The following is a 23401-nucleotide window of genomic DNA, read 5'->3' as shown; positions in this document are numbered from 1 at the left end:
TCTTCACTCACACGATCGCACGCAGTCGTGCGATCGGATGAGCAATCAGTTGCAAACGCTACTATAGAGGAGCCGTTGGCTGCTAAGTGACGAACGGGCTCCAGGACTCTGTCGGTGAGTGGCCCCGGACTGAGGAACTGTGTTCGGATTTCGCGAAAATCCTGCAAACAATAGTTATGAATACGCCCTGTTGAGTTCGATGATGTTGGCTGCCCGCCGGAGTTCCGGGAGGATGTCGTCGTCGATACGGCCCTTGTCCATCCGGCTGACTGGTCCCGAGACGCTCAATGCCCCGGCGATATCGTCGTCGTTGAGAACCGGGACGGCGACGCAGTTCAGGCCCTTGATGCGTTCCTCACGGTCGTATGCGTACTCCCGCTGTCGGATACTGTCCAGTTCCTCGAACAGTTCCACGCGGTCGGTGATCGTCCGATCAGTCATCGCGGGCAACCCGTGACGGTCGATTATGGCCTCGACCCGGTCGCGGGGGAGATACGCGAGCACTGTTTTGCCCAGCGCAGTCGTATGGAGGTGTACCGACTGTCCGGTGTACGAGTCGAGGTTGACCGCGCTTTCACCGCGTTCTCGGGCGATAAACACACCCAGCCCGTTTTCCTCGACGAGGAGGTTGGCGAACTCGCCCGTCGAGTCGGCGGTGCGTTTCAGTTCCGGAATCGCGACCCGATACAGACGTTCGCGTGCACGTGCATATCCCCCGAGATCGAGAAATCGGAGTCCGACTTCGTAGGTGCCGTTGGAGTTGACGACGTACCCCTCGTGTTCTAGCGTCTGGAGATAATTGTGAGCGCTGCTCTTCGGCAGGTCCAGTTCTGCTGCCAGCTCCGTAACAGTCGCTCCATCGAGGGATTTCAGCGTCTCCACGATCCGAAACGTGGTCTGTGCCGTCTTCACTGGTGTGTTCGGTTCGGTATCGCGTTGGTCCATACTTGACCGACGAAACTTCACCAAAATAAATTTACTGTTCAGGAGAGACGAATAGCCGTTCTTTTCAGAGAAAAGTTCGGCTGCTGTCACCCGACCTGATAGACGGCGAGACGCACGCCGTTGGGTTGGCGGGTCCCGGCGGCCACGAAGACGTTCTCCTCGAGCCACTGCAGGTCCGGGTCGGGGGTCTCGAACTCCGGGACGGAGCAGAAGTAGACGTCCTCGGGTTCGACGGGCTTCCCGTCGCGCAACCGCTGCTTGGTCTCGGGGGCCGCGACCCGCATCCCCCGGTTTTCGACGTACACACGCGAGCCGTCGGTGGTCTCGAAGGCACATTTCGCTACCAGCTCCGTTGGTCGGCGTTCGCGGTAGAGCTGATAGTCCGCGCCTGCTTCGAGCACGGTCCCTTCACAGCGACCGGTGACTGTCCCACCGAGAATGGGGATGATGCGTCGCTGGCCGTCTCCCGTCTCGCCGATCTCTATGGGTATTCGACGTCGATTTCGAGTTCCAGCCCCCGTTCGAGACCCAGTTCGAGGTTCGGATCGTCGGTTTGCCAAGCATCATCGACCATACTCTACCCCTGCTGTCGAACCTACATAATCGTTGTGCGCTGATTTCTCCGCGACTGTGTGGAGGTTTTCCTCCGCAGGTCATCCGAATAATAACAAACGTACTTGTGTTATCGGTAATCGGTGGACACCTCGCTCTTGTAATCGCTCCGTATTTTGCGATCGCTGGGTCACTAACGAGCCGCCTTATAAGAAAAAATATAAAATTTGTTTATATATACTTTATATTATATTTAAGATGAGAAAGTCCGGTCCTCTGCCACCTGAATAGTACCTGAGACCGAAGAGACTGGAGACGAAACTGCTGATGACATCGGTGAGTCGGTTACCGTTTGATGATCTCAGATAATTCTACACTCATATACCGATATTGCGGTTTCAGGGGCAGCAATACAAACTTTCTCCCGAACAATGTGCTCGGTGCTTTTCCCGAATACAGGAATCGGAACAGTCCTTCAATGTTCTTCAAGCATTCGATCAAACGACTCCTATGCCACCCTTGGCAAATAAAATCACATCGCGGCTTCCGACATTAAATATAGTAATTAAATTCAGAATAATAGAGGAAATATTATATTTATTTAACGCCGCACAGGTCGACGACCGCCACGGCTCGAACAGGGACGAGCTACGACGGACAAGTGGATCCCTGACCTGCTCGTGATCTGATCAGAATAACGCTTGCGACTCGGGGAGGATCTCCGCCGGTCCGCCGACCTCCCAGACGTCCGTATCGACGCCGACAGCGGCGACTGCCTCCTCGACGGCATCAGCGTGGTCCGCAGTGGTATTCACGTACACGCTTGCTCCCGTATCCGTCGAGAAGTAGACCGGGATCTCCTCCTCACTCCGGAGTTCCCGGACCGCGTTGAACACCGCAATCGTATCCGGCTGCCAGTACACCCAGCCCGCCGGTCCGGTCATCGTCGTCGCCGTCAGCGACAGTGAATCGTGTTCGGCGAGTTCGAAGGCCGTCCCGAAGTCAGCCTCGAAGAGCGCATCGCGCATCGCGTCGATCTGGTGATGAACGTGGGCCATCCGAGCCTGGAACATGTGACTCTCGGCCGCTTCTCGGTGGGCCTGTTCGGTCTCCTTGTAAGCAGGGACGTGAGCAGCGACGATCCGGAGGTCCTCTTCGAGGTCCGTTTCGATCCGTTCGGAGCGGCAGTCTTGGTCGTTCATCCCCGAGTAGAGCTGGGAGAACGCCCCGGTGACCGCACGGGCGGCCGACGAGGATCCGCGACGAGCGATCGTGGAGACCTCCGGGCGCGTCAGATCCAGCCCCGCAGCCGTGGCCAGCGCCATCGCTGCCGCCGCAAAGCCCGAGGACGACGAGCCGAACCCGATGTTCGGGGGGAAGGAGTTCTCCGATTCGAGCCGAACCGGGTGGTCGATATCGGCCAACTCGCGGACGTGATTCACGACGGCGTCGATGCGCTCGGCACCGCGCCCCGAGACCCGTTCCTCGCCGATCCGATAGACGTCCTCCGCGGCGTCCGGCTGGAATTCGACAGTCGTTCTCGTGTGACTCGGCGCGGTACAGACGCTGATGCTGTCGTGGTACGGGAGCCGCAACTGTTCGTCGCGCATCCCGTGGTATTTGATCAGCCCCTGAATCGGGTGTGCCTTCGCGGTCGCCTTCATACCCCAACGCGGGAGGGACGCGGGGTTAAACGTCCCGATGGCGAAAAGCCGTCACAGGCGCCACCCGTTCGTTCGCTTCTACGGGCTGATTTCGATCGCATACGGCCGCGAATTCTCCGCCAGCGTGAAAAGACGAGGGCCCGCCAAGCAACGCGAGGTTCCTCCGGGAGTTCGTTGGTCACCCAATGAACCCCCTATACTGGTTTCCGGATACCGGCGATACCGGGTGACAGCGGTGTCAGGTGGTGAAGTTTCCGCTCGGTAGGAATCACTCGTGGAACTCCGAAGCTGTTTGTAGAAATTTACAATACCTTATATACTACACGTCCCACTCTCGCGTATCACCAGTCGATTGCCCCGGAGATTGCACTCACCGCGGCATCCCCCGGCGCGTTCGACGACACACACCGGTCCCCAAAAATGAAACGAACGATACTCGTGGTCCTGATCGTTGCATCGCTTCTCGTCAGCGCCGTTCCGGTGATGGGGCTCACCTCCAACCCCGACCTCCGGACGGTGACTGCCGACCGGACGATAACGCCTGGCAGCGTCAACGAGGTGTCGTTCCAGTTGGTGAACGACCCCGACGGGCCCGACGACGACGTTCGGACGGCGACGAGCGTTCGCGTCCGCCCCGGCAACACCGGTCCGCTGAAGGTAGAGACGAACGAACTGTTCGTCCCCGAACTGGCCGACGGCGACCCGGCGGATCTGTCGATCCAGGTTGACGTTCCCAAAGACGTCGATAGCGGCACGTACCGGATTCCGCTCAGAATCACGTATGAATACGACAATGGCGCGGGATCCGCTGTCGAGCGCCGCGTCACCGAGTACCTCAAAGTGCGCGTCAAACCCGGTCCGCGGTTCACCGTCGTCGACACCGACTCGACGGCGGCAGTCAACGGGCAGGGGACGCTCGAAGTGACGATGCAGAACGTCGGCGACCGCGAGGCGCTCGACTCGACGCTGACGCTTTCGTCGGCGAGTCCGGACATCTCGCTGGGTTCCGACAAGTCGAGCACGCGGTTCGTCGACTCCTGGGCGGAGGGTGAAAATCGCACCTTCGAGTTCGACGCGCGCGTGAGCGACGCGGCACAGCCCAGCAACTACTCGCTGGACGCCCAGGTCGACTACGAGCGCCCCGACGGCACGAGCGGGTCGAGCACGTCGCTCACTGTCCCGATGCGGGCACTCCCCGAGATGCGCTTTTCGGTCTCGGACGTGAGCAGTTCGCTCCGCGTCGGGGAGACGAACACGCTGTCCGGCACCGTCACGAACAACGGCCCGAAGGTCGCCGAGGACGCCGTGGTCACCTTCGAGGATCCGGGACCGACGGTCTCGCCGACTGAGACCTCGGTCGCCGTCGGGTCGCTGGACGCCGGCGAGTCCGCGCAGTTCTCCTTCGAGGTCGAGGTGACAAGCAGCGCCGACTCGGGACCGAGACAGTTCGATCTCGCCGTCGACTACTGGGACGAGGAGGGAACGCAACGACAGTCCGATACCATCCCCACACGCGTCGACGTCGGTCAGGAGTCGGCGGAATTCGACGTCGAACCGGTGAACGGGACCTTCACCGCTGGCTCCGGCGGCGAGTTCTCGGTCACCGTGACGAACACGCGGGATTACACCGTCACCGACGTCTCCGCGAAGATCTACACCGACTCGCCGCTCTCGACCAGCGACGATGAGGCGTTCGTCGACGAACTCGAACCGGGCGAGTCCCGCGAACTGATCTTCCAGTTGAGCGCCGACGGCAGTGCGACCGCGAAAACCTACCCGGTGAAGATGGACTTCCAGTACGACGACGACGGCGGCGACACCATCGTCTCTGACACGTATCAGGTCCCCGTCGACGTCAGGAGCGCTCCAGATGGCGGCCTCCCGGTCGTTCCCATCGCTATCGGCGTGCTGGTCGTTCTCGCCGCTGGCGGGTTCCTCTACTACCGACGACAGGGCTGACTGATGCGCCTGGACTACCAGCGCTTCGTCGACTGGGCCGACGACAACATCGTCAACCGGCCGGAGAAGGTGATGTTAGCCTTCCTCCTCGTGACTATCGTGTTTGCGGCCGGGCTCGGCAGCGTCTCCACCGAAGCCGGCACCCAGCAGTTCGCGGAGGACATCCCCTCGGCGAACGCACTCGAACGGATCGAAAACGAGTTCCTCCCCGCTTTCGACGAGAGCGGGGGCAGCACCCAGTTGGTCCAGCGCGACGCCAACGTCCTCTCGAAGCGCTCGCTGCTCGCGATGCTCAGAGCCCAGCAAGCGATGGAGGAGCGCAGCGATATGTACGTTTCGAGCACCTCTTCGGCCGCTGGGCTCGTCGCGCAAACTATCGATCCGGACGCCACGACCTTGGAGCAACAGATCAGGGCTCTCGAACGCGCACCCCAGGGGGAGGTACGGCAGGCAGTCCGCGAGAACGCCGACAACCCCGCTCTGACCGGCACCGTGAGCAACGACTTCAACGCGAAATCGGCGTCGGCGTCGGCGACGATCGGGGTCGTGCAGCACGACCTGCCCGGCGGGGCCGGCGGCGGGACAGCCGGACAGTCCGGCGAGAGTCCCCTGACGTCAGTCCAAAACGACGCCCAGCGGATCATCGACGCCGAACTCGACGCCGACATCACTGTCTTCGGGAGCGGCATCATCGCCGACGAGTTCAGCACCGTGATCAACGACTCGCTGCTCATCGTCACGCCCGCGGCGGTCCTCCTCATCGTGGGGTTTCTCGTCGTCGCGTACCGTGATCTGCTGGATCTCCTCCTCGGAACCCTCTCGCTCGGGTTAGCTATCATCTGGACCTTCGGCTTCCTCGGCCTTGCGGGGATCCCGTTCAACAACATTATGATCTCGATCCCGCCGTTGCTTCTGGCAGTCGGGATCGACTTCGGCATCCACGCGATCAACCGCTACCGAGAGGACCGCGCGACGGGGCTCGACATCGAGTCGGCGATGACCGTCGCGACCGACCAGCTTCTGGTGGCATTCTTCATCGTCACGGGAACCACAGTCATCGGCTTTCTCTCGAATCTCGCGTCGGATCTCCCGCCGATCCGGGACTTCGGCGTCGTCGCGGGCGTCGGAATCATCTTCACGTTCTTCATTTTCGGAATCTTCCTGCCGGCCGCGAAAGTCTGGATCGATCGGCGGCGTGACGGCTGGCCCATCCCGACGTTCAGCCAGCGGCCGCTCGGCGAGGAAGGCTCGGCGCTCGGTGCGGTACTCTCGGTCGGGGTGACAATCGCCCGTGTGGCCCCGGTGGCGATGCTCGTCCTCGCGCTGGTGTTCAGTGCGGGCGCTGCGGGCTATGCGACGGGTGTCGACACGTCGTTCACCCAGGAGGACTTCCTGCCGCCCGAAGAGGTGTCACCGTTCCTGAAGTCGTTGCCGGAGCCCTTCGCGCCGTCGGACTACAGCGCCGTCGCGACGTTGAATTTCCTCGAAGACAAGTTCACGAGCACGCAGGGGGGATCGATCACGATATACTTAGAGGGGCGGATGGAGAACGACGCCGCCCTCGAACGGATCCACCGCGCGGGTGAGGATCCCCCCGACGAGTTCGTCGAGGCCGAAAACCGGCGCGCAGAGTCGACCAGCATCGTCACGATCATTCAGGACCGCGCCGAGCAGGACCCCGAGTTCGCCGCGTTGGTCGAGCGGAACGACCGGAACGACAACGGCGTCCCCGACGACAACCTCGCGAAGATCTACAGCGAACTGGAGGAATCGCCGGCGGGCGATCGGGCCTCGGAGTATCTCGCCGACGACCACCGGAGCGCCCGCATCGTCTACACCGTCTCCGCCGACGCCTCTGACAGCGAGGCGGTCGCGGCCGGCTCCGAGGTCTCGGACCGCTTCCGCGAGGACGCGACCCTGACTGGCAACACCGTGGTCTTCCAGGAGGTCTCGGATCTGATCTTCGAGTCGGCGATCCAGAGCCTCGCGCTCGCGCTCGGGCTGACCATCGTGTTTCTGATGTTCATCTACTGGGTGCTGGAGGGACTTCCCTCCCTCGGGATCGCGAACCTCGCGCCCATCTTCGTGGCCGTCGCTTCGGTCGCGGGCACGATGCGAGTGCTCGGCATCTCGTTTAACGCCTTCACGGCGACGATCCTCTCGTTGACGATCGGACTGGGCATCGACTACTCGGTCCACATCGTCCACCGCTTCATCGACGAACGACGGGAGCGACCGCTGATCCCGGCGCTCCGCCGGACCGTCGTCGGGACCGGGGGCGCACTCCTCGGGAGTATGGCGACCACCGCCTTCGGCATCGGGGTCCTCGTGTTGGCCGTTCTGTCTGTGCTCGGCCAGTTCGGCGTGCTGACGGCGATTTCGATCGTCTACTCCTTCCTCGCCTCGCTGCTTGTGCTCCCCTCGGCGCTCGTCGTCTGGGACCGGATCGTCAACGGCGATCCCGACACGGCGATGGGCCCCAGACCGGCAGCCGACGGGGGAGCGGTATCCGGGACGAACCCGGACGACCGGGACGGAGCGCCCGCGATCACGGCGGAGGACCGACCCCGCAACACGGAGGGATCACAATGACGGAACCGGACGACGGAGACGGGGCCCCCTCGGAGCACGACGCCGTCGAGTCGCTGGAGCGACTCGGGCTCTCGAACTACGCCGCGCGGGTGTTCATCGCGCTCCAGCGGCTCGGTGTCGGGACGGCGAAGGGGATCCACGAGGAGACAGGAGTGCCCCGCTCGCAGGTGTACGGGGCGGCCGAGGAACTCGCCGAGGTCGGGCTGGTCGAGCTCCAGCAGTCGACGCCGAAGCGATACCGACCGGTGGCTCTCGAAACTGCCCGACGGCGACTCGCGGAGGAACTGAAGGCCGAGGCGGATCGGGCCTTCGCGTTTCTGGAGGCACAGCGGCGGGCCGGCACCGAGCGGGAGACCCGCGACGACGTCTGGACGGTCCGCGGCCGCGAACCGATAAATAGCCGCGTGGTCGAACTCGTCCGACAGGCGACCGAGACCGTCCTGATCGGGGCGCCGGCCCCGGCGTTCGTTCCCGAGGAGTTGGTCGCGACCGTCGAGGACCGGCACGCTGCTGGCGTCGCTATCCGGGTCATCAGCGAGAGCGAGGCGGTCAGGGACACCTTCGCGGCCATCGACGGCGTGGAAGTGACCGCACCGCTGGAGTCGGGGACGATGGACTACACCGGACGCGTGTTGCTCGTCGACGACCGGGTCGTTCTCCTCTCGGCGGCAGCGTCGGACGACCCCGCAGAGGAGACGGCGATCTGGTCTGCGGACACCGCGATGGCCGAGATCCTCTCACGCGCCATCGCCAGCAGTATCGACTCGCTCGTCCGGGGACCGGAGGGCGGGGCGTAGCGGGCGGCGTCGCCGCCACGGTTCCCTCATCACCACCTGACCTGGAAGCCGGATTCGCCAGTTGGCTCCTCGTAGGAGACCTCGACGTCCTCGACTGAGGCGGCGCTGCTGCCCGTGTGGCACCACTCGATCATCTCCTCGACCGCGGACTCGTCGCCCTCGAAGACCGCTTCCACGCGCCCGTCGTCGAGGTTTTTGACCCAGCCGTCGACGCCGCGTTCGCGCGCGGCGTCCCGTGTCGACGCGCGGTAGTAGACGCCCTGTACCCTCCCGCTGACGAACACGTGCGCTCTGATTCGATCGGTGCTCATCACGCCGCGGTACGCTCTACGGCGTAAAATATCGTCGCGTTCCGAATCTCGACTGCGGAGCGTGAGTTTATAACCCGTCGGCGAACCAGGTGGATGTATGGAACTGTTCGGGACCGCGGGGATTCGCGGGTCGGCGACCGAGCACGTAACGCCCGAGTTCGCCCTTTCGATCGGCCGTGCGGTCGGTGCTGACGCAATCGAGTCGGCCGGCGGCGACGAGTCCGACGGCGGAGCCGAGGTGGTGGTCGGCCGGGACGGACGCACCACGGGGCCGGCGCTCGCGGCCGCCGTCGAGGCAGGTGTCGAATCGGCGGGCGCCGAGGTCCGTCGGATCGGTGCCGTCCCGACGCCGACGCTCGCCTACGTGTCGCAGGGTCGCCGCGGAGTGATGCTCACCGCCTCTCACAACCCGCCGACGGACAACGGAATCAAACTCTTCGCCGACGGCGAGGAGTACGACCGCGAGGGGGAACAGCGGATCGAGCGCCGCGTCGCCGAGGAAGCGAAGCCGGTGGAGTGGGCCGCCTGGGGTAATTCAGAGGATCTCGACGTCTTGCCCGCCTACCGGCAGGCGGTCGTCGACTACGCGCTGGACCACGGCGCAGACGCAGCAGACCTCGCTGTCGCGGTCGACTGCGGGAACGGGATGGGTGCGCTCGGAACGCCGCAGGTCCTCCGGGAACTGGGCGCTCGCGTCGTCACGCTGAACGGGCAGGTCGACGGCCACTTCCCCGGCCGGGAGTCGAAGCCGACGCCCGAGTCGCTTGCGGACCTCAGAGCGTTCGTCAGCGATCGCGACTTCGCGTTCGGGATCGGACACGACGGCGACGCAGACCGGATCGTGATCGTCGACGCCGACGGCGAGGTCGTCCACGAGGACACCGTGGTCGCGATTCTCGCGGAGCACTTCGTCCGCGCGTCGGCGGTGTCGGATCCGGTGGTCGTGACGACGCCGAACGCCTCCGGGCGGATCGACGAACGGGTCCGGGAAGCCGGCGGTCGTGTCGAGCGCGTCCGACTCGGCGCCCTGCACGAGGGAATCGCCGCCACTCGCGCGGACGGCGGCGAAGTTGTCTTTGCGGCCGAACCGTGGAAACACATCCATCCCGACCACGGCGGCTGGATCGACGGCGTCGCCTCCGCAGCGGTTCTGACGCGACTCGTCGCCGCAACGGGGCTCGACGGACTCCGAGAACCCGTCACCGAGCGCCCGTACCGGAAGGTGAGCGTCGAGTGTTCGGACGAGAGAAAAAGTGAGGCGATGGAGCACGTGGCGTCGACGCTGCCGGACGCCTTCCCCGAAGCGGCGACCGACACCGAGTACGGCGTCCGACTGGAGTTGCCTGACGGGTCGTGGACGCTCGTTCGACCTTCCGGGACGGAGCCGTACGTGCGCATCTACGCCGAAGCCGACGACGTCGATTCCTTGATCGAGGAGGTGCGAGCGGTCGTCGCCGACGCCGTCGAGAACGCGGCGTAAGCCGGTTACCCCCTCGAACAGGGCGCAGGGGGCCTGCGGCACCGAGACTGGCCAGTCGAGTCGCAGAGAGGTCGGATGTCTGTTCACTTTTTTCTGAGGGGAGTGTGAGTTCGGAACCGGAAGCGACGAATTTATGCATATATCGCTACCCACTGTTGGGTAGGTGTCATACGCAATGGATAGACGTACGTTCGTGAAGGCGACGGGTGTGGCGGGTATCGCAGGACTGGCTGGCTGTAGTGGAGGCCCGTCCGGCGGTTCCGATACTGAGACGACCGAACCGAGCGGCGACGAGGCGGACGACGGGGACGACGACGGGATGGAGACGACGGCCGCCGAGACGACCGAAAGCGGCCCGGCCGCGAACATCGGGATGGTGTACGCGACCGGCGGCCTCGGCGACGGGTCGTTCAACGACCAGGCCCAGCAAGGGGTACAGGATGCAGAAGAGGATCTGAACATCGCGTTCAACGAGGCTCAGCCGGACGAAGTGGCCCAGTTCAGCACCTTCCAGCAGCAGTTCGCCCAGTCGACCGATCCCAATTACGACCTGGTCTGCTGTATCGGGTTCCTGCAGGCCGACGCGCTCTCGGAAACGGCCGCGGACTACCCCGACCAGAACTTCATGCTGGTCGACGCCGCCGTCGACCCGTCGAACGTGGCGAACTACGTGTTCAAGGAACACGAGGGCTCGTATCTGGCGGGCCTGATGGCCAGCCTGCTCACGACGCGTGACTTCTCCGCGGGCGCGGGCTCGACGAGCGGCGACTCCACGAGCGTCGGGTTTGTCGGCGGCGTCGAGTCGGACCTGATCCGGAAGTTCCAGGCCGGCTTCGAGGCCGGCGTCGCTGCCGGCAACGAGGACGTCGACGTCAGCACGAACTACACCGGCAGCTTCAACGATCCCGCCGCGGGCCGCGAGGCGGCGACGGCGATGTACAACAGCGGCGCCGACATCGTCTACCACGCGTCCGGCAACACCGGGACGGGCGTCTTCCAGGCAGCACAGGAGGAAGGCAAGTTCGCCATCGGGGTCGACCGCGACCAGTCGATCACGAAGCCCTCGTATGCGGATGTCATCCTCGGAAGTATGGTCAAGCGGGTCGACACCGCGGTGTACAACTCCATCGAAGCGGTCGTCAACGACAACTTCCAGGGCGGTAGCGCCGTCCAACTCGGCCTGGAAGAGGAGGGCGTCGCCCTCGTGTACGGTGACTCGCTGGGCTCCGAGATTCCCGAGGACGTCGCCGACGAGGTCGCAACTGCACGCGATGAGATCATCGCGGGCGACATCTCGGTGCCGTCGACGCCGCAGTAAGGCGGTCCGGATCGTCGCCGCGACAGCATCCGAACCATCGCCGCGACAGCATCAGAACGGGACGGCGGACGACCGGGAGAGCGGAGACCGGTCGTCCGCCACGTCTGAGCACAGATCCAAACCTATTCGGGGATGCCACAAACAGAGGCTAACAGATCTATGGAAACTGCCGTCCACCTCGACGGGATCACGAAGCGGTTCCCCGGCGTCGTCGCCAACGACGACGTGGACCTGTCCGTCGAGCGTGGGACCGTCCACGCACTGTTGGGTGAGAACGGCGCCGGAAAGACCACGCTCGTGAACGTCCTGTACGGGCTCTATGAGCCGACTGCGGGCCGAGTCGTGGTCGACGGCGAGGAGCGCTCGTTCGACTCACCGCGGGACGCCATCGACGCCGGCGTGGGGATGATCCACCAGCACTTCATGCTCGTCGATCCGATGACCGTCACCGAGAACATCACCCTCGGTAACGAGCCGCGGAAGTGGGGTGGCTTAGGCATCGACCGGGCGGCCGCCCGCGAGGCCGTCGTCGATCTCGCGGATCGGTACGGCTTCGACGTCGATCCCGACGCGCGGATCGAGGACGTCTCCGTGGGCGAACAGCAGCGAGTCGAGATTCTCAAAGCGCTCTACCGCGGCGCGGACGTGCTGATCCTCGACGAGCCGACGGCGGTGCTGACACCCCAGGAGGTCGAGGAGCTCTTCGAGGTGCTCGAAGAGCTGACCGCCCAGGGGAAGACGATCATCTTCATCACGCACAAACTGGGCGAGGCGATGCGCGCCGCCGACGAGATCACGGTCCTCCGGGACGGAAAGAACGTCGGCACCGTCGACGCCGACGCGACGACACGGGAGGAGCTCGCGGAACTGATGGTCGGCCGCGAAGTGCTCTTGGACGTGAATCGGCCCCCGGCCGAGACCGGGGATGTCGTCGCCGCCGCCTCGGACATCGTCGTCGACGACGACCGGGGGGTCCGTGCGGTCGACGGCGTCTCCTTCGAAATCGATGCGGGCGAAGTCTTCGGCATCGCCGGCGTCGACGGCAACGGCCAGTCCGAACTCGTCGCCGCCCTGACTGGACTCCAGCCGCCGGACGACGGTCGGATCAGATTCTTGGGCGAGGAGATCACCGACACCTCCCGCCGGCGTCGGATCGAGTCCGGGATGGCGTACATCCCCGAAGACAGACAGGAACGGGGGATCGTGATGGACTTCGACCTGATCGAGAACGCGCTCCTGGGCAGCCAACACAGCCCGGAATTCGGTCCCAACGGACGGATCGACTGGGACGCAACACGGGACCACGCCGAGGGGATCATCGACGACTACGACGTCCGGACACCGGGCGCCACGACGAGTTCGGAGTCGCTTTCGGGGGGCAACCAACAGAAGTTCATCGTCGGGCGGGAGTTCGCACGCGACCCCGAACTCGTGGTGGCCTCCCATCCGACGCGCGGTGTCGACGTGGGGTCGATCGAATTCATCCACGAACGACTACTGGAACTCAGACAACAGGGCGTTGCGATCCTGCTCGTCTCCTCGAAACTGGAGGAGGTACAGGGACTGTCGGACCGCCTCGCCGTGATGTACGAAGGGGAGTTCATCGACGTCGTCGACCCCACGGAGACGACCGAAGAGGAACTCGGGCTGTTGATGGCGGGCGAGCGGCCGGAGTCGCGAGGGACCGAGGACGCGAAGACGACAGGAACGACACCGGAAGACGCGCCGACCGGCGGTGAGAACGCGTGAGCGCCGCTGATCGTGCCAGAGACGCCCTCGCACGGCTGATCGACGCGTCTGCGGCCGAGCGGATCCTGATCAGCACGGCGGCGCTCGTGCTGTCGATCCTCGTCGGTGCCGCTATCGTCCTCGTCGCGGGGCGGATGACGACCTGCTCGCCCGGCGATGCGGTGTACTACTTCGGAGCGGGCTTCTGTTACGACCCGGTCCTCGTGTTCGATCGGCTGTTCCTCGGCGCCCTCGGTGACCCGCTGAGCGGGTCGTGGTCCCCGGAGGGACAGTTCTCCGTGACGCTCCGGGAGACGACGCTTCTGCTCTTCACCGGGCTTTCTGTGGCGCTTGCGTTCCGCGCGGGCATCTTCAACATCGGGACGCAGGGACAGATGATCGTCGGCGGCCTGGCGACGGCGCTTCTGGTGCTTTGGGCCTCGACGCTCGTCTCCGGCGTCGTCGGAACCGTCCTTCTCGTTCCGTTCGGCGTCCTCGTCGGTGCGGTGTTCGGCGGCCTCTACGGCGCGATTCCGGGGCTGCTCAAGGCGTACGCCGAGGCCAACGAGGTCATCACGACGATTATGCTCAACTTCATCGCCACGGGGGTGACGCTGTATCTCGTCTCCGACACGTTCAAAGACCCCAACAGCGCGGCGAATCAGACGGTCCCGCTGCCGGACTACGCGCAGTTTCCGACCGTCCTCTTCGGGGGGCGGCAGGATTTCTCCCTGGTTGCGCTCTTTTTCGGCCTCGTGGCGATTGTCGGCCTCTACTACGTCCTCGAACACACGGCCTTCGGCTACGACGTCCGGACGTCCGGCATCCAGCCGGCGGCCGCGGAGTACGGCGGCGTCGACGCCGCCCGAACGATCGTCGCGAGTCTCACCCTCTCGGGCGCGCTCGGCGGCGTCGCCGGCGCGATGTACGTGATGATGGTGCTGGGCTCGTTCCAGTCCGGCGTGCCCGCCTACGGCTTCGACGGGATCACCGTCTCGATCCTCGCCGGGAACAACCCCCTCGGTGTCGGCTTTGCGGCGCTGCTCTTCGGGGTGCTCAAAAGCGGGACGACGGTCGTCCAGTTCGCGACCGACGTCCCGCCGCAACTCGTCGGCGTCCTCCGCGGGCTCATCATCCTCTTCGTGGCGATGCCGGAGTTCTTCCGGCTGATCGGCCGGCGGCTGACAGATCTGGGATCCCAGCCCGTCGCGACCGATGGCGGCCGAACGGAGGGTGATGCCGATGAGTGACGCGGCGACGCACGAGGCGGAGTCGGGATCGTTCTTTGCGGAGTACACGACGCGGGCGCTGTCGGCTGTCGTGGTCGTCGTTGCGCTCCTCGTCCTGCTTGCGCTTGGGCTGGTCTTCCCGAATACGCTCGCCGGGACGCTTGCCGACGCCATCACTAGCCGGAACACGCTGGCCGCGGCGTTGCGGCTCTCTGTCCCGATCGCCTTCGCGGCACTCGGGGGGATCTTCTCGGAGAAATCCGGCGTCATCAACATCGGGCTCGAGGGCCTGCTCATCATCTCGGCGTTCACCGCGGTCTACGTGACCGATCTCACCGGCGGGGTCTGGATCGGATTCGGCGGCGGAATCCTCGCGAGTACCCTGCTCGCGCTTTTGTTTGCGATCGTCACGATCGAGTTCCGCGCCGATCAGATCATCGCCGGCCTCGCCGTCTGGCTGATCGCGCTCGGGCTGGCACCCTTCGCCTCGCAGGTGATCTACGGCGGGCCGAACACGCCGACGGTGGCCTCGCCGGGGTCGATCTCGGTCCCCGTGCTCTCGGAGATTCCGTTCTTCGGGGCGCTCTTCTCGGCGTCGCCGTCCGTGTACCTGCTCTTCGTCGCGGTCGCAGCCTCGTGGTACGTGTTCGAGCGGACCGCGTTCGGGCGCTGGATCCGCGCCAGCGGGGAGAACCCGAAAGCCCTCGATACGGCGGGGGTGAACGTCTCCCGGGTCCGCTACGCCGCGGTGTTGCTCTCGGGCGTCCTCGCGGGAATCGGCGGTTCGGCGCTCTCTTTGGATCTCGGCCAGTTCACCGGGAACGGCCCGACGATGGTCAACGGGAAGGGTTTCATCGCCATCGTGGCGTACCTGTTCGGCAACTACAATCCGATCGGGGCGTTCCTCTCGACGCTGCTTTTCGCCGGCCTGGACGCCATCCAGACCGTCCTCCAGTTGCAGGGGATCGGCCTGCCCAGACAGCTCATCCGCATCATCCCGTTCGTGGTCGTCATCATCGTGCTCGCACTCGTCGGTCGCACGCGGATCCCGGAGGCCGCGGGCGACCACTACGAGTCGGGTGAGGAGTAGGCGGCCGGTCCTGCGCTCTCTTCTCCTCCGTTCCTCGCTGTCGAGTCGCTGAGCGACTGCTGCGTCACTGCCGTTGCCGCGACGGTCTTCTCGCCGTCCAGAGACTGACCGACTCGCGACCGCAACGACTAATTAGTTGGTAGTAACACTAGGTGGTATATCGTTCAGCGGCTTCAGCGACGCGACAGATGCACAGGTCACGGACGCCATCGCCAGGTCCTGGAGCGAGGAGTTCCTGAATTTCACCGACACGGAGGTCATCGTCGTCGGCGGCGGCCCGTCCGGACTGGTCACGGCGAAGGAACTGGCCGAGCGCGGGGTCGAGGTGATGGTCGTCGAGAAGAACAACTACCTCGGCGGCGGCTTCTGGCTCGGCGGGTTTCTGATGAACAAACTCACCGTACGAGAGCCCGCTGATGCGGTTCTCGACGAACTCGGCGTGCGCCACGAGGAATCCGACACCGAGGGGCTCCATCTCGCCGACGGCCCGCACGCCTGTTCTGCGCTCATCCAGGCCGCCTGCGACGCCGGCGCGAAAATTCAGAATATGACCGAGTTCACCGACGTCGTCGTCCGCGACGGGCACCGCGTCGCGGGCATCGTGATGAACTGGTCGCCCGTCCACGCGCTGCCCCGGGAACTCACCTGCGTCGACCCGATCGCCGTCGAGGCCGACCTCGTCGTCGACGCGACCGGCCACGAGGCCGTCGTGGTCTCCAAACTCCAGGAACGCGGGGCGATCGACGCGCCGGGGATCGAACACGCCGAGACCCACGCGACAGGAATGGACACGACCGCAGAGGCCGAGTACGGCGCGCCGGGTCACGACTCCCCGGGCCACGACTCGATGTGGGCCCAGGACAGCGAGGACAAAGTCGTCGAGAAGACGGGCAAAGTCCACGACGGACTTCTCACGGCCGGACTCTCGACGGCCACGACGCACGGCCTCACCCGTATGGGGCCGACCTTCGGCGCGATGCTGCTCTCCGGCAAGCGCGCCGCCCAGGTCGCGCTGGACGAACTCGGGACGAACGCGCCGGTCGTTGACCTCCCGGGCGACGCGCCCGCCTCCGCGGACGACTGATGGCCTTCAGCGAGCAACTGCTCGTGGACGGCGCGGACCTCTGGGCCGCCCAGAAGGACCACCCCTTCGTTCGCGAACTCGCGGCCGGCACCCTCGACGAGGCCGTTTTCCGCCACTGGGTCACCCAGGACTATCGGTACCTGCTGGATTACGCTCGGGTGTTCGCTATCGCGGGGGCGAAGGCGACAGAGGAAGCGCGGATGCGGCGCCTCCTCCACATCGCCCACGCGATCGTCGACGACGAACTGAATCTCCACCGGGAGTTCGCCGCTGAGTACGGGCTGACGCCCGCGGACCTGCGGGCGACAGAGAAGGCGCCGACCTGCGTCGCGTACACGAACTTCCTGCTTCGAACCGCCCACGAGGGATCGCTTGCGACCATCGCTGCGGCAATCTACCCCTGCGGGCAGGGCTATCTGGACGTTGCCGAGCATATGGCGGATCTGGCGACCGCGGAGCACCGCTACACGCCGTTCATCGAGAAGTACACGAGCGACGCGTTCCGCGAGTCGGTGTCGTGGATGCGCGACCTGGTCGACGACTGCGCCGCCGAACGTCCGGGAAAGCACGCCGCGATGCGGAAGGCGTTCCTGCAAAGTACGCGGCTCGAACACCGCTTCTGGGAGATGGCCTACACGCGGGAGTCCTGGGAGGTGCCTGCCTGATGACCTCCGAAACCGGGCCCCGATTCGACGACAGACGCCGCCCGGCGCCGGTTTCGTTCCCGGTCTCGCTGACCATCGCGGGAAGCGACTCGGGCGGCGGCGCCGGGATCCAGGCCGACCTCAGAGCGATGGCGGCCCACGAGACGTTCCCGACCAGCGTCGTGACGAGTGTCACGGCCCAGCACACCCGCGGCGTCGAGCGGTCGACGGCCCTCGCTCCCGACGACGTCCGCGCGCAGTACGAAGCAGTCGCAGACGACTTCGCCGTGGGCGCCGCCAAAACGGGGATGCTCGGCACCGCCGACGTCGTCCGGACGGTCCGCGCGTGCGTCGCCGAGGCGACCTTCCCGCTCGTCGTCGATCCCGTGATGGTCGCGACGTCCGGCGATCGGCTACTTGATCCCGCCGGCGAGCGCGCCTGCGAGGAGCTCGTTGGCGAGGCCACGCTCGTCACGCCGAACCGCGACGAGGCGGCGGTCCTGGTCGGAAGCGACAGCACGGAACCGACGCCCCGCGAGGCGGGCGAGCGGCTGCTCGAGATGGGCGCCGAGGCGGCACTCGTGACGGGCGGCCACGGCGACGGCGACACTGTGCGTGACGTCCTGGTGACGGATGCTGGCGTCCGGGCGTTCGCCCACCCGCGGATCGACACCGCCGCGACCCACGGCTCCGGCTGTTCACTGTCGGCGGCGATCACCGCGAATCTGGCCCGCGGTGAGGACCTGGAAACGGCAGTCGCGGAAGCAGTCTCGTTCGCCAGTCGGGCCGTCCGCTACCCCCTCGACGTCGGCGGCGGGCCGGGGGTCGTCCACCCGCTGGTCGAGGTACGCAACGACGCCGAGGCGCAGTCGACGGTCGCCACCGTCCGCGGCCTCGTCGATCAGTTCGTCGCGATGGACGTGGGCCCGTTGGTCGCGGAGGTCGGGATGAACGTCGTCGGCGCGACCCCATACGCGGAAGCGATCGACGAGACGGCGGCCGTCGAGGGGCGCATCACCCGGACACTGGACGGCGTCGAACCCAATCGGGGGGTCCGCTTCGGCGCCTCGAGCCATCTCGCCCGGTTTCTCCTGGCCGCTCGCGAGCACGACCCGGGTCTCCGCTTCGCGACGAACTGTCGGCTCACCGCGTCCACGCGCCGTGGACTGGAGAGGCTCGATGCACCGGTCGCGTGGTTCGATCGGACCGCCGAACCCGACGAGGCCTCGACGATGGACTGGGCGGCCGATCGGGTGTTCGATCGCGCCGATGAGCCGCCGCGCGCCGTCGCCGACGAGGGCGCCGTCGGGAAGGAGCCGATGATCCGCGTCGTCGGCGGGACGCCCGCCGAAGTCGAGTCACTCGTCGAGCACCTGCTTGACGAGGCCGCCGCCGGTGGCGAGCCGTAGTGTCCCCCTGACACCGAGTGTGACCAGTGTCTGGAGCCTCCTGTCGCCGGTCGCAACCCATAGCGTTCGCCGGCCGCCCTCGGGGGCGGCTTTCCGACAGATAAAGAGTTTTCCGCTCGGACGCGAGAGACCGAACGATGAGTACCTCCCACGAGTACGACGTCGTCGTCGTCGGGGCCGGCACGGCCGGCTGTTACGCCGCGGCCACCGCGGCCGACGCGGGCCTCGACGTCGCCGTCGTCGAGCGGAAATCCGCCGAAGAAGCCGGTCACATCGCCTGCGGCGATGCGCTGAAGGGTGCCGACGCGTTCCCCGAAGCGATCCCGAAATCGCAGATCGAGGGCGCGTTCACGAACACGGGTGTCGACCACGGGCGGTTCGAGATTCCCCAAGAGGACACGGTGCTCGACATCCCGGTCCCCGGCGAACTCGCAGTCATCGACCGCTGGGAGTACGGCCGCCTGATCATCGATGGTGCCGAGTCCGCCGGCGCGGAGTTCCACTACGACACGGTCGTTCAGGACGTCACCCAGGCCGACGACGGCACCGTCACGGGCGTCCGCGGCAAGCGGAACGGCGAGATCGTCGAGTACGACGCCGACGTGGTGATCGACGGCGCGGGGTCGCTTTCGATCCTCCAGGACAAGACGGATTTCTCGGGGTCCCGATTCGACACGAACGTCGCCTACTCGCAGTTCTGCTCGGCGTACCGGGAGATCGTCGAAGTTCCCGAACCCGTCGAATGGGACGACGCCTTGGTGTTCAAGCCGACTGAACGCGCCGCGGGCTACCTCTGGTACTTCCCGCGGACCGAGACGGAGATCAACGCGGGCCTCGGGTTCCAGATGAACGAGGAGCCGATGAAACTGGTCGACGACCTGCGGCGGGATCTGCAGAACCGCCCCGAGTTCGAGGGCGCGACCGTGACGGATAAACTCGGCGCGGCGCTGCCGACCCGCCGGCCCTACGACTCGGCAGTCGCGCCCGGATTCATCGCCGTCGGCGACGCTGCCGGTCACGTCAATCCGACGACCGGCGGCGGGATCGCCGGCGCGGCCTACGCCGGCACGTATGCGGCTGAGCAGGCCATCAGCGCCATCTCCGCGGGCGACGTGAGCGAGTCGGCGCTGTGGCGCTACAACGAGCGCGTGATGGACCACTTCGGCGCGCGGTACGCCGGCCTCGACGTCTACAACATCCTGTCGACGGCGATCGACGTCGACAATCTGATGGGGCTTTTGGCGTCGCTGCCCGGGGAGAAACTCGCGGAGGCGCTGTACTCCGGGACGACCTCTTTCGGCCCGACGCTGCTCGCGAAGACGGCCAAAGAGTCCTACGGACACTGGGGACAGATCCTGCACTTCTACCGGACGAAGCAACTCGCCGACGAACTGATGGAACACTACGGGCGCTATCCCGGCCGTCCCGAGGCCCTCGACGTCTGGCAGGACGAGCGCGACCGGTTGATGGACGACATTTACGAGGTCACCGGCGCAGAGTCGAAGTACTGACGCGCTCCCTTCTGTTCATAGGGATTATCGTAACTGTTCATAGATTCTCGCCGCCCCGTCCGACCAGAATTCTATGAGGACTTACGATAATCCCTATCAGTTAGGGCCGCCGTTTCCCGATCTCGACGATGGCCCCCGAGAGCACCTCGACGCCGAGACCGATGTCCGCCTCGTCGACGTCGAAGGTCCCCGTGTGGTGGCCACCAGGATGGTCAGTGCCGACGCCGACGTAGGCCGCCTTCCCACCGTTCTCCTGCACGCGACGCATCAGATACGTCGCGTCCTCGCTGCCGCCGAGGTGGTCAGTTTCGAGTATGGAGGTGACGCCGTCGGTCCCGCGAGCCACGTCGGCGACGACCGCCCGCAGTTCGTCGTCGCTCCGTGCTGACGGGGCCTGTCCAGCGGTGTGAATCTCGGTCTCACAGCCGTGCATCTCCGCAGCCGAGCGGAGCACCCGACGGGCCTTCCCATACATGTACTCCATCAGTTCCGTGGTCTCTCCGCGCACCTCGCCCTCGATTCCGACGCGTTCCGCGACGATGTTCGAGGCAGTGCCGCCCTCGATGACGCCGACGTTGACGCGGGTCGCGCCGTCGCCGTGGCGAGAGATTCCATAGAGGTTTCCGATCGCCGTCGCCGCCGCCTGCATCGCGTTGTCGCCGGCTTCGGGGCGGGCACCGGCGTGCGCTGATTCGCCGTGGAAAGCCGCCTCGAACTGCGAGACAGCCAGGAAGCCGTCGATGCCGGCGACGATTTCGCCCGAGGGATGATCGAGGCCGACGTGGACCGCAAGCAGGTAGTCGACGTCGTCGAGGTGCCCCGACTTTGCCATCGGCTCGCCGCCGACGATCCGTTCCTCGCCCGGCTGAAAACACACCTTCAGCGTCCCGGCGAAGTCGCTATCGAGGATGGCGTCCAGCACGCCGATACCGATCGTCGTGTGGGCGTCGTGCCCGCAGGCGTGCATATAGCCCTCGTTCCCCGACCGGAAGCCCTCGCTTGCGGGGTAGTGGTCCTCGGCGGTCGATTCCTCGATCGGCAGCGCGTCGATGTCGACCCGGAGTGCGACTGTCGGCCCCTCGCCACGCTCGACGATGGCGACGGCGCCGGTATATCCGCCGGAGAGCCGGTCGAGAACGTCCGTGCGGGCGCCCGCTGCCTCGGCGCGTTCCATCCATTCGTCGAGTTCCGCGTCGTCGGGGACGCCGACGCGGTCGCCCTCGGCGAGGACCTCGGGACCCACGTAGAGCGCGTCGAGGTCGCGCGTCTCGAGTTCGTCGACGATCCGTGCGGTCGTGTAGAACTCCCGCCAGGCGGGTTCCGGATGCTTGTGGAGGTCACGACGGAGGTCGCGGAGGTCGTCTGCGGTCATACGTCTCCGTTGGCGGCATCAAATAAAGTCGCATCGGCGCCGGGTCCCGATTCCGTGGTGTCGCCCTCGCCTGCAACAGCGCCGGGTCCCGATTCCGTGATGTCGCCCTCGCCTGCAACAGCGGTATGTGGGCCCGCAGAGGGCGGTAGAACGGCTCTCACGCTTGTTCTGCTGATCTCCCGTTGCGGATCGCTTCACCGTCGATTTCGCCGGAGGCGCGGCGGGGCAGGGAGCCGATCGCGGGCCGCCCATCCGAGTCCGGCAAAGGCCACGAAGAGACACGCCGCAACGATCACTCCGACGGAGCCGCGCCGAGCACGGTTCACGAGAAGCCGCCACGCCGGTTGCGCGACCCCGATAGCTTTTGCAGCGGTCACGACCACCAGGATGACCGGGATGAGGTATCTGACGAGCGGATAGAGGATACCGAGGTCGTCGTGGACGGTATCGAGATCGACAGCCCACACGAAGGCGAACAGGATAAGGATTGCAGAGATCGGCAGCGCGAACGTTCCGACAGACTCGTCGACAATATCCAACACGGGACGGCCGAACGCGGCGAGGCGCATCGGACTGTAGCTGAGCGCCGAGGGGACGCCCACGACGAAAACGCCGCCGGTGAGTGCGATCGTCGCGCGCGGCCGTGATAGCCGCGTCGAGTTCGTCGCCGCAGCAACGCCAACTTCCAGAAGCGAGACCCCCGAACTGAGTGCGGCGAAAAAGAGCAGCCCGAAAAACGCGACCGCGACGACGCGGCCGAAGGGCATCGTCTCGAACGCCGTGGGGAGTGTCGTGAAGGCGAGTTCCGTCCCGAGGGTCGGCTCGAGGCCGAAACTGAAGACGATCGGGAATATCACCAGGCCAGCGACGATGGCGGCACCGATGTCGGTGACTGTGATGAGCAACGCGGAGGTGCGGAGGTTCGTCCCCTCGTCGACGTAGCTTCCGTAGGTGAGCATAATCCCCTGGCCGACGGACATCGAGAAAAACACCTGTCCGAACGCGGCACTCCAGATCCCCGCGTCAGTGAGTACCGAGAACCTGGGTGTAAACAGGAACCTCGCTGCCTGTCCCCACGCCGGAAGCGTCACCGCATACAGCGCGAGTCCGAGAAGGATCGCAAACACGGTGGGCATCACGACCTTTGCCATCCGTTCGATGCCGTCGCGGACGCCCAGCGAGACGACGCCTCCCGTGAGGACTGTTGCGCCGACGAAGTAGCCCACCGGCTCCCACCCCGCTGTGAACGCTCCGAACGTCGTTTCCGTCCCGCCCAGCCACGATATCAGGAAGCCGAATACCCATCCCGTGAGGACCAGATAATAGCTCAAAACGAGGAGAACCCCGCCAGTCACGAGCCAGCCGAATGCGGTGTACTCGGGTTTCACTGACCGGAACGCGGACACCACGTCCGTCCGGAGTCGTCGTCCGACCGCCAATTCGAGTACGAGCAAGGGGACTGCACACACGAAAGCTGCGATGAGATATGGAACGAGATAGGCGCCTCCTCCGTTTTGGCCAACGACTGCGGAGAACCGCCAGATGTTCCCGAGACCGACAGCAGCACCGACTGTCGCGAGCAGAAAGCCCAGCCGGGACCCCCAGCGCTCCGTAACCATCTGTAATCTCACAGTAAGGACGTGCACAAACCATCTTAAATCTACGACTTGAGCGAGTGCGCCCGGGAATCGTCTCCAAAACTGGTCGTCTCTCACC

The 23401-nt window shown here is 65.4% G+C and carries 18 protein-coding genes; 12 read left to right on the top strand and 6 right to left on the bottom strand.

Annotated features, from left to right (window positions below):
• Positions 1-174 precede the first annotated feature (174 nt).
• From RJT48_RS18170 to mvaD, 3 genes are all read right to left on the bottom strand, one after another.
• On the bottom strand, positions 175-945 hold the full coding sequence (locus tag RJT48_RS18170) for an IclR family transcriptional regulator (RefSeq protein ID WP_311173771.1): 771 nt from the start codon (positions 943-945) through the stop codon (positions 175-177).
• An 86-nt stretch (positions 946-1031) separates the two neighbouring features.
• A complete protein-coding gene (locus RJT48_RS18165; RefSeq protein WP_311173790.1) occupies positions 1032-1385 on the bottom strand; it encodes a DUF3237 family protein in 354 nt (117 codons plus the stop codon).
• A gap of 801 nt (positions 1386-2186) precedes the next feature.
• Positions 2187-3161, bottom strand: coding sequence for a phosphomevalonate decarboxylase MvaD (mvaD, locus tag RJT48_RS18160; protein ID WP_311173770.1), 975 nt, complete (start codon positions 3159-3161; stop codon positions 2187-2189).
• Between the two features lie 420 nt (positions 3162-3581).
• Between mvaD and RJT48_RS18155 the strand changes: the two genes are divergently transcribed.
• From RJT48_RS18155 to RJT48_RS18145, 3 genes are read left to right on the top strand one after another with little or no spacing between them, the layout of a single operon-like run.
• Positions 3582-5120, top strand: a complete 1539-nt coding sequence (locus RJT48_RS18155) for a COG1361 S-layer family protein (protein WP_311173769.1) — start codon at positions 3582-3584, stop codon at positions 5118-5120.
• 3 nt (positions 5121-5123) lie between these two features.
• On the top strand, positions 5124-7712 hold the full coding sequence (locus tag RJT48_RS18150; RefSeq protein WP_311173768.1) for an efflux RND transporter permease subunit: 2589 nt from the start codon (positions 5124-5126) through the stop codon (positions 7710-7712).
• Positions 7709-8509, top strand: coding sequence for a TrmB family transcriptional regulator (locus RJT48_RS18145; RefSeq protein ID WP_311173767.1), 801 nt, complete (start codon positions 7709-7711; stop codon positions 8507-8509). Before RJT48_RS18150 ends, RJT48_RS18145 begins: the two co-directional genes overlap by 4 nt.
• 29 nt (positions 8510-8538) lie before the next feature.
• Here the strand turns inward: RJT48_RS18145 and RJT48_RS18140 are convergent, their stop codons facing one another.
• Positions 8539-8820, bottom strand: a complete 282-nt coding sequence (locus RJT48_RS18140) for an acylphosphatase (protein WP_311173766.1) — start codon at positions 8818-8820, stop codon at positions 8539-8541.
• Between the two features lie 97 nt (positions 8821-8917).
• Here RJT48_RS18140 and RJT48_RS18135 point away from each other — a divergent pair, with 97 nt between their 5' ends.
• The 9 genes from RJT48_RS18135 (at position 8918) to RJT48_RS18095 (ending at position 20313) form a co-directional block, all read left to right on the top strand.
• Complete coding sequence (locus RJT48_RS18135) at positions 8918-10300, top strand: phosphohexomutase domain-containing protein (protein ID WP_311173765.1); 1383 nt, start codon at positions 8918-8920, stop codon at positions 10298-10300.
• A 175-nt stretch (positions 10301-10475) separates the two neighbouring features.
• Positions 10476-11618 carry a BMP family lipoprotein gene (locus RJT48_RS18130; RefSeq protein ID WP_311173764.1) on the top strand — a complete coding sequence of 381 codons (1143 nt, stop codon included), beginning with the start codon at positions 10476-10478 and terminating at the stop codon, positions 11616-11618.
• Between the two features lie 159 nt (positions 11619-11777).
• On the top strand, positions 11778-13367 hold the full coding sequence (locus tag RJT48_RS18125) for an ABC transporter ATP-binding protein (protein WP_311173763.1): 1590 nt from the start codon (positions 11778-11780) through the stop codon (positions 13365-13367).
• Positions 13364-14596 carry an ABC transporter permease gene (locus RJT48_RS18120; protein ID WP_311173762.1) on the top strand — a complete coding sequence of 411 codons (1233 nt, stop codon included), beginning with the start codon at positions 13364-13366 and terminating at the stop codon, positions 14594-14596. The genes RJT48_RS18125 and RJT48_RS18120 overlap by 4 nt, the downstream gene beginning before the upstream one ends.
• Entirely contained in the window at positions 14589-15665 is a 1077-nt protein-coding gene (locus tag RJT48_RS18115; RefSeq protein ID WP_311173761.1) for an ABC transporter permease, read from the top strand. Before RJT48_RS18120 ends, RJT48_RS18115 begins: the two co-directional genes overlap by 8 nt.
• A 157-nt stretch (positions 15666-15822) precedes the next feature.
• Positions 15823-16749, top strand: coding sequence for a sulfide-dependent adenosine diphosphate thiazole synthase (locus RJT48_RS18110; RefSeq protein WP_311173789.1), 927 nt, complete (start codon positions 15823-15825; stop codon positions 16747-16749).
• Complete coding sequence (gene tenA, locus RJT48_RS18105) at positions 16749-17414, top strand: thiaminase II (RefSeq protein WP_311173760.1); 666 nt, start codon at positions 16749-16751, stop codon at positions 17412-17414. The genes RJT48_RS18110 and tenA overlap by 1 nt, the downstream gene beginning before the upstream one ends.
• On the top strand, positions 17414-18802 hold the full coding sequence (gene thiD, locus RJT48_RS18100; RefSeq protein WP_311173759.1) for a bifunctional hydroxymethylpyrimidine kinase/phosphomethylpyrimidine kinase: 1389 nt from the start codon (positions 17414-17416) through the stop codon (positions 18800-18802). Before tenA ends, thiD begins: the two co-directional genes overlap by 1 nt.
• 137 nt (positions 18803-18939) lie before the next feature.
• Positions 18940-20313, top strand: a complete 1374-nt coding sequence (locus tag RJT48_RS18095; RefSeq protein WP_311173758.1) for a geranylgeranyl reductase family protein — start codon at positions 18940-18942, stop codon at positions 20311-20313.
• Between the two features lie 100 nt (positions 20314-20413).
• Here the strand turns inward: RJT48_RS18095 and RJT48_RS18090 are convergent, their stop codons facing one another.
• Positions 20414-21685, bottom strand: a complete 1272-nt coding sequence (locus tag RJT48_RS18090) for an amidohydrolase (protein WP_311173757.1) — start codon at positions 21683-21685, stop codon at positions 20414-20416.
• A 194-nt stretch (positions 21686-21879) separates the two neighbouring features.
• A complete protein-coding gene (locus RJT48_RS18085) occupies positions 21880-23304 on the bottom strand; it encodes a sodium-dependent transporter (protein WP_311173756.1) in 1425 nt (474 codons plus the stop codon).
• Positions 23305-23401 lie beyond the last annotated feature (97 nt).

The sequence above is a fragment of the Halobellus ordinarius genome, from assembly GCF_031823395.1.
GTDB lineage: Archaea > Halobacteriota > Halobacteria > Halobacteriales > Haloferacaceae > Haloquadratum > Haloquadratum ordinarius.
This window is presented reverse-complemented; position numbering and strand designations above follow the sequence as displayed.

Coding starts and splice junctions, on each gene's coding strand:
- RJT48_RS18170 (WP_311173771.1), bottom strand. CDS start 945: ATGGACCAACGCGATACCGAACCGAACACACCAGTGAAGACGGCACAG.
- mvaD (WP_311173770.1), bottom strand. CDS start 3,161: ATGAAGGCGACCGCGAAGGCACACCCGATTCAGGGGCTGATCAAATAC.
- RJT48_RS18155 (WP_311173769.1), top strand. CDS start 3,582: ATGAAACGAACGATACTCGTGGTCCTGATCGTTGCATCGCTTCTCGTC.
- RJT48_RS18150 (WP_311173768.1), top strand. CDS start 5,124: ATGCGCCTGGACTACCAGCGCTTCGTCGACTGGGCCGACGACAACATC.
- RJT48_RS18145 (WP_311173767.1), top strand. CDS start 7,709: ATGACGGAACCGGACGACGGAGACGGGGCCCCCTCGGAGCACGACGCC.
- RJT48_RS18140 (WP_311173766.1), bottom strand. CDS start 8,820: ATGAGCACCGATCGAATCAGAGCGCACGTGTTCGTCAGCGGGAGGGTA.
- RJT48_RS18135 (WP_311173765.1), top strand. CDS start 8,918: ATGGAACTGTTCGGGACCGCGGGGATTCGCGGGTCGGCGACCGAGCAC.
- RJT48_RS18130 (WP_311173764.1), top strand. CDS start 10,476: ATGGATAGACGTACGTTCGTGAAGGCGACGGGTGTGGCGGGTATCGCA.
- RJT48_RS18125 (WP_311173763.1), top strand. CDS start 11,778: ATGGAAACTGCCGTCCACCTCGACGGGATCACGAAGCGGTTCCCCGGC.
- RJT48_RS18115 (WP_311173761.1), top strand. CDS start 14,589: ATGAGTGACGCGGCGACGCACGAGGCGGAGTCGGGATCGTTCTTTGCG.
- tenA (WP_311173760.1), top strand. CDS start 16,749: ATGGCCTTCAGCGAGCAACTGCTCGTGGACGGCGCGGACCTCTGGGCC.
- thiD (WP_311173759.1), top strand. CDS start 17,414: ATGACCTCCGAAACCGGGCCCCGATTCGACGACAGACGCCGCCCGGCG.
- RJT48_RS18095 (WP_311173758.1), top strand. CDS start 18,940: ATGAGTACCTCCCACGAGTACGACGTCGTCGTCGTCGGGGCCGGCACG.
- RJT48_RS18090 (WP_311173757.1), bottom strand. CDS start 21,685: ATGACCGCAGACGACCTCCGCGACCTCCGTCGTGACCTCCACAAGCAT.
- RJT48_RS18085 (WP_311173756.1), bottom strand. CDS start 23,304: ATGGTTACGGAGCGCTGGGGGTCCCGGCTGGGCTTTCTGCTCGCGACA.